Genomic DNA, 6,296 nt, shown 5'->3' on the forward strand with positions numbered 1-6,296 from the left:
TGACGAAGTCTAAAGCTTCTGCGTGTATATTAACCTTACTCCTCTCTTTTGTCTTTTCTGATTTATCCTTAAATTTAATGAATTGTAAACTTAAGCCGTGTATAATTAATTGCTGTATTGAGCTTACTTGCGAATATTCCTGCGGAATATTCACGGGTTCGTAAAAGTTTATTAATTTAGTTGCTTAACCACGCAACTAACCATACACAACAACGTTACCTGCAAGCTGAAAAAACACTCGAACATTAAAGAATATGATAGGAAATATTTGGAGAAAATGGGATTTACATATCCACACAAAAGGAACTAATAAAAATGACCAATTTAGTTCAGAAACAATGGATGATTTTTTCGGTCTATTCTTCAAAAAAGCTATTGAAAATCAAATTAGTGGTATTGGCATAACAGATTACTTTTCAATAGAAAATTATTTAAAAGCTATTGAATATATTGAGAATATTGAAAGTAAAGTCAATTCCGAAGGAGCTAAATTATTTTCAGATTCTGATATTCTGTTTATAAGAGACATTTTTATTTTTCCAAATGTTGAACTCAGAATGCTTCCAAGTACAGGAGTTGATAAACTAATTAATATACATTGCTTATTCAATCCTTCATACGTTAATGATTTACATAATGATTTTTTTGGTACAATAGAAAACCAAGATAGTTTTAAAATGAATCGACAAGGTTTAATTTCCTATGGAAAAACATTAAAACCTGAGATAACTGATGAAAACGCACTTTATACAGAAGGTCTAAATAATTTTGCAATTGACCCGAAAAGTTTAAAAACATTATTAGATAAGAATAGAAATTTCAGAGAAAACACTATAACTGTAGTTAGCAATTCTAATAAAGATGGAAATTCAGGACTTCAAAAACATTATACACTCTTCGAGGGAGATGAAGGTAGTTTAGATGGTGTTAGAAAAACAATTTATAAAATATCAAATGCAATTTTCTCAACTAATGAGAAAGATGTAAAATACTTTTTAGGAAAGAGGCTTGACAATGTTGAAAATGCTACAAATGAACAAAAACAAAAAGAAAGAGAACTTGTACTTCAAGAAAGAGGGAGTTTTAAGCCTTGTATTGTTGGTAGTGACGCTCATAAAGAAGACGAACTATTTACAAGATATACTTGGATAAAATCAGAAACTAGTTTTGATGGATTAAAGCAAATATTATTTGAACCTGAATACAGAGTTCAATTAGGTGCTAACGCACCTATTTCACCACCTATCAGGATAAATAAGATTTCTTTAGATTTTCCATTGGATTCAAAATTTGAAAACGAAAAATTTTGTTTATCAGGTAAAAATGAAATTCATTTAAGTCCAAATTTCACTTGTATTATTGGTGGACGTGGAGCGGGAAAAAGTACTATTCTTAACTTAATACACGAAAAGCTAAAATCGGGAGAAAATCAATTTTTCTCTTCTAAAAAAATTCGAGATGCAAATAATAATATTTTATCAATAGATGAAAGTGTTGCAATCGATAATGATGCAGATGAAAAATATATTGAGTTTCTAAGTCAAAATGAGATAGAGGATTTCGCACAAGACTATCATAAGTTAACTAATGCTGTTTATGGTCGTATTTTAAAAAGAGATGAGTTTGGTCTTATTCTAAATAAAGAAGAAACTTTAAAACAATGTTTACTTGAATACAGAAAACATATTATAAATGTTAGAAAAATTGAAACTTCAAAAGCTGAACTAGGGCAAAAGAAAAAAGAATTATCTACAAACAAAAAACTTGTCGATTCATTTTCAAGTGATGAATACAAAAGAATCAATAAAGAATTAAAAGAAATAACAATAACACTTAATCAACTTAAATCATCCACAGAAAAATACAATTTATTAGTTCTTGAGTTATTAGAAATACAATCAACGTACAAACAAGAAGAGCCAAAAAATCAATATGCTTTGGAAATAGATAAAATTGTCAAAGCAATAAAAACTATTTCAGATTCTACTTCCACAAATGATTTCTCACCTTCATTGATAGAAATATCCGAATTAGAAAAGAAATTAACTTTAAAAAAGGCAGAATTAAAAAAATATTTATCCGATAAAGGACTTACCGAAGAGAATTTAAAAGACATTTCAAATGCAAATATCATAATTAACTCATTAGAAGTTGAAATTCAAAAAAGAGAAGATGAAATAAAAACATTACAAATAGAAATAAGCAAATTTGATGAAAGCGCTTCTATCAATGCTAGTTTGGATTACAAAACAGAAATAGAGACTCAAATTAAATCTATTAGTTCAATTCTTGAAAATCTTAATAACACTTCCGTTAAACCTATTTCATTAAATTTTGATTTTGACGAATTATCTGCGGATGAGAAAGTATTTAACGAATTTAAAAACCTTTTTGAAAGTCAACTTTCAAAAAGTAATTACAAAGGCGATGGCATTTTAAAAGAAATTTTATTTTGTATTTCACCTAAAGACATAAGTACACAAGAAGTGTTTATAGATAAACTAAAAAGTCTCTCAAGCTCTTCAAATGCAAAAGGCTTTTTAATAGAGCTATTTGATATAGAGTCAAACTTTAAGGCTTATGAATTATTGACTAAAATGACCTTTTTAAATTATCTAGAATTTAAAAAGGTAAAAGTTCAATATGATGGAAGACCAATTGAAAAATCATCTTTTGGCCAAAGGTGTACAGCTGTTCTTGTAATCCTTTTACTTTTAGGTAATAATCCGATTATTATAGACGAACCTGAAGCCCATCTTGATAGCTTATTAATATCAAATTACCTTGTAGAGGTAATTAAAGACAGAAAAAGAAGTAGGCAAATTGTCTTTGCAACTCATAATGCGAATTTTGTAGTTAATGGAGATGCGGAATTAATTCATATTTTAAGCATTGACGAAGCAAGTCAATCAACTGTAATTAAAAGTACGACAATTGAAAACGAGGAAACAAGAGAAACACTAATCGGACTTGAGGGTGGATATGAAGCATTTAAAAAACGTGAGAATAAATATCAATATAGAATAAATTAAAAAGCCTGCAGGTAACACCGTATATAATTTATTGCTAGTTCTAGCCTACTTACGAAAATCCTCGCGGATTTTCTATTCGGTTTTTATTTGCTAAATTAGGTGCTTAAACCACGCAACAAACCATATACAAACACGTTGGCAACAAGCTACTCACTCAAACGGAATTAAAAGGAATGAATGAAACAAATTATAGAAAATGGTCTTTTAGGTTATTGATTTATTTAATTATAATCAACATTTTAGTTGCGTATTTAGTAATGAATTTTGCAGTTGGATTTCACGATGTTGGAAGATTCGAACAAAATATTGGAATTTTATCAATTGTTGGAAGCTTGGTTTTAATTATTGGAATTGTTTTAACTATTTTAAGTATAAAAAATCGCGAACAAAAAAATTATCAATATTATTTTTCGATTATTGGATATCCAATATTCTTAATTTTAACATTGTTTTCAATATTTATAAATTGAAAAAAAGAAAACTCATTTTAACAATTCTGATTATAATTGCGATTTTTATTTTCGGAATGAGATACGAATTGGATTATCGAATACTCACTCGTAAAACGGTTGCATACTTTGCGAATTATGAACTTGAATTTTATGGCGGAAAAGACTTCAGACTTTTTGGAACCGACTTTGCTTATATTCTTACTTTATTACCAATCGGATTTTATTTTATATCTAGAAAAGTTAGTTCTATAAATAAAATAATCGGACTGAATTTAGTCTATATGATTTTAATTCCAATTTTTTATTGTCTTTATTGCTTTCTTGAAAGTCAGTTTATCAAAATGTCAATTACTAATCCAATAATGAAAGACGGGATTTTTCAATACGATTTGAATAATGTGAATTATAGAATGATTATATTTTCAACTATAATTACAACTTTTATTAGCGGAATAATTATTAGGAAAATTACGAACAAAAAAAAGCCAATTGCCAACACCGTGTATAATTAATTGCTTTGTTCTTGCCTACTTGCGAAAATTCCTGCGGAATTTTCACAGGTTCGTAAAAGTTTACTAATTTAGTTGCTTAACCACGCAACTAACCATACACAAACACGTTGGCACAAATATGAAAAAACGAATTCTCACATTATTATTTTTAGGATTTTTTATTTTGGGTTGTTCACAAAATAGCGAATCTATATATCCGAATTTTATCGGACAAAATATAAATACAATTGAGAATAATTCTGATTGGAAAATCTTGGAAAAATCTTCTGGAGACTTTAACAAAGACGGTTTTAATGATTTTGCTTTAATACTCGAATCAAAGGACAGTATTTTAGAAAAAAGATGTTTGGATTGTAAGTTATTGAAAAGCAAACCACGAATTATTGTGATTCTACTAAATCAAAACAATATTGAAAAAGCAATCATCCAAAACAATAAGTTTATCGCACGTGGAGACGAAGGCGGAATGTTACCACATTTGGAACCTGAATTATCAATAGAAAATGGATTGTTGAATATATATTATCAATTTACTCGCTCAAACCAATCTTACACTTTTGAGTTTGACAATAACAAAATGGTAATTATAAAAGCAGAAAGTAATGGAGTTCATTCTGCGAGCGGAAATTTTGAAAATGATAAATATGATTTTAAAAAAGGAGAAGTAATTTCTGAAACAGGAAGTATATCTAAAGAAAAAGTAGAAACTGAAATTATAAAATTTGATATTAAACCAAAATCACTTTCCGAATTTGGAGAAATGTCGGAATGGGAAATAACTGAAAATAAATATTTATAAAATACTTGTGCCAACACCGTATATAATTTATTGCTGGCTTCTTGCCTATTTGCGAAAGTCCTCGCGGACTTTCTTGGTCGGTAATTATTTACTAAATTAGTTGCTCAAACCACGCAACAAACCATATACCAAAACGTTAGCGACAATGCAATTCGCTATTTTTTGCCAGCTTCTTTTCTCGCGATTTTTTTTTTAGAATTTTAAGACAAAAAAACTAAAAAACTCAACTCTTGAAAACCAAGTTTAACGTCGGATCCGTTTCTCATCCGCCAAATATAGTACCATTGCAATCTGTGTCGCTAGCCTACTCTACTACATCGTACTGACAAGCAGAACGGATTATGTTAGCGGTTATTAAAAATACTGTCGCTAACAACACCTATTATTCATTACTACGGAATTTCCTATCGGAAATTCCCTGCACTTTTACTATCTTTCGGTAAACATCGGAATGACACTGCGTGACATTCCGTAACGAAACTATAGCCTTAACGTTGTAGCACATATGAGAAACGTACTTCTATTAATAATTTTGCTTACATCAAACTTCAGTTTTTGCCAAGAAACTGAAAAATTAACTGTGGAAAGTTTGAAACTCGAACTTGTGGAATTTTTGATGGAAAAAAATCAAATCAGAAGTAACAACAAAAGAGTTAGCCTTCGTGGAATTCATAAAAATCGAGTTGACGAAAACCTCAAAAATGGAATTTATGTTTTTAATAATGGTTCAACACACAATCTTTCTTTTTTTGTTATTGTAGACAATAATTCATTTAACATTTTAGATATCTCAACTTCTCAAGGTTTGAAAGACTCAATAGAGACAACATTGAAATTTGCTAAAAGTCAAAAATATTGTACTGAAATCACTCAAGATTATATTTCTAGACTCATAGGTGTGTATTATAGAATAAATAAAAACCCAAGACGTCGAAATGATAAAAATTGCGAATTTGAATTAAAACCAAGAAAGAGCACTTACGATTTAAATACTTTGAAATTAAAACTTGCGGAATTTCTAGTAGAAAAAAAAGAACTTAATGATATTGACCAATACTTTAAATATTCAGACTTTCTGTTGGTCTCGAAAATGGATATTTACTATGGTGTTGACAAAGAGAAAAAAGTGGAATGTGGAATTTATACTTTCGCTTATTTAGAAAATGATGAGCCGAATTTCCACTATGCAATCGTGAATGAAGATTGGATTGAAATTTTTAGTTTGGAAAGTTCCGAAAACCTATCGATTGGAATTAATAAAATATTGGACTTTGCCGAAAACCACAACTATTGTCATTCGAAAACTGGACAAATTATAGAGCAATTAATAGGAATGAAATATTTGGAAAGTTGTTTTGATAATCCGGCTTTTGAATTACCATAAAACTGAAATAAATACGTGCTACAACAAAGTACTGTGGTAAAAAACAAGTAAAAATGTATTAATTTTTCACTAAAGTACTTTTATAATTTCCATCATATATTAATCCTGATTTAGCTA

Annotated in this window: 3 protein-coding genes; all 3 read left to right on the forward strand. The window is 28.9% G+C overall.

The window, feature by feature from the left end; genetic code table 11:
* Positions 1–254 precede the first annotated feature (254 nt).
* The 3 genes from DFQ10_RS18205 (at position 255) to DFQ10_RS18225 (ending at position 6,179) form a co-directional block, all read left to right on the forward strand.
* Positions 255–3,032, forward strand: coding sequence for a TrlF family AAA-like ATPase (locus DFQ10_RS18205; RefSeq protein WP_115818886.1), 2,778 nt, complete (start codon positions 255–257; stop codon positions 3,030–3,032).
* 1,082 nt (positions 3,033–4,114) lie between these two features.
* Positions 4,115–4,795, forward strand: a complete 681-nt coding sequence (locus DFQ10_RS18220; RefSeq protein WP_115818889.1) for a hypothetical protein — start codon at positions 4,115–4,117, stop codon at positions 4,793–4,795.
* Positions 4,796–5,300: 505 nt separating this feature from the next.
* Positions 5,301–6,179: a hypothetical protein gene (locus DFQ10_RS18225; protein ID WP_147299253.1), complete on the forward strand. Its 879-nt coding sequence runs from the start codon at positions 5,301–5,303 to the stop codon at positions 6,177–6,179.
* Positions 6,180–6,296: the final 117 nt, after the last annotated feature.

The organism is Winogradskyella eximia, from assembly GCF_003386165.1.
Classification (GTDB): domain Bacteria; phylum Bacteroidota; class Bacteroidia; order Flavobacteriales; family Flavobacteriaceae; genus Winogradskyella; species Winogradskyella eximia.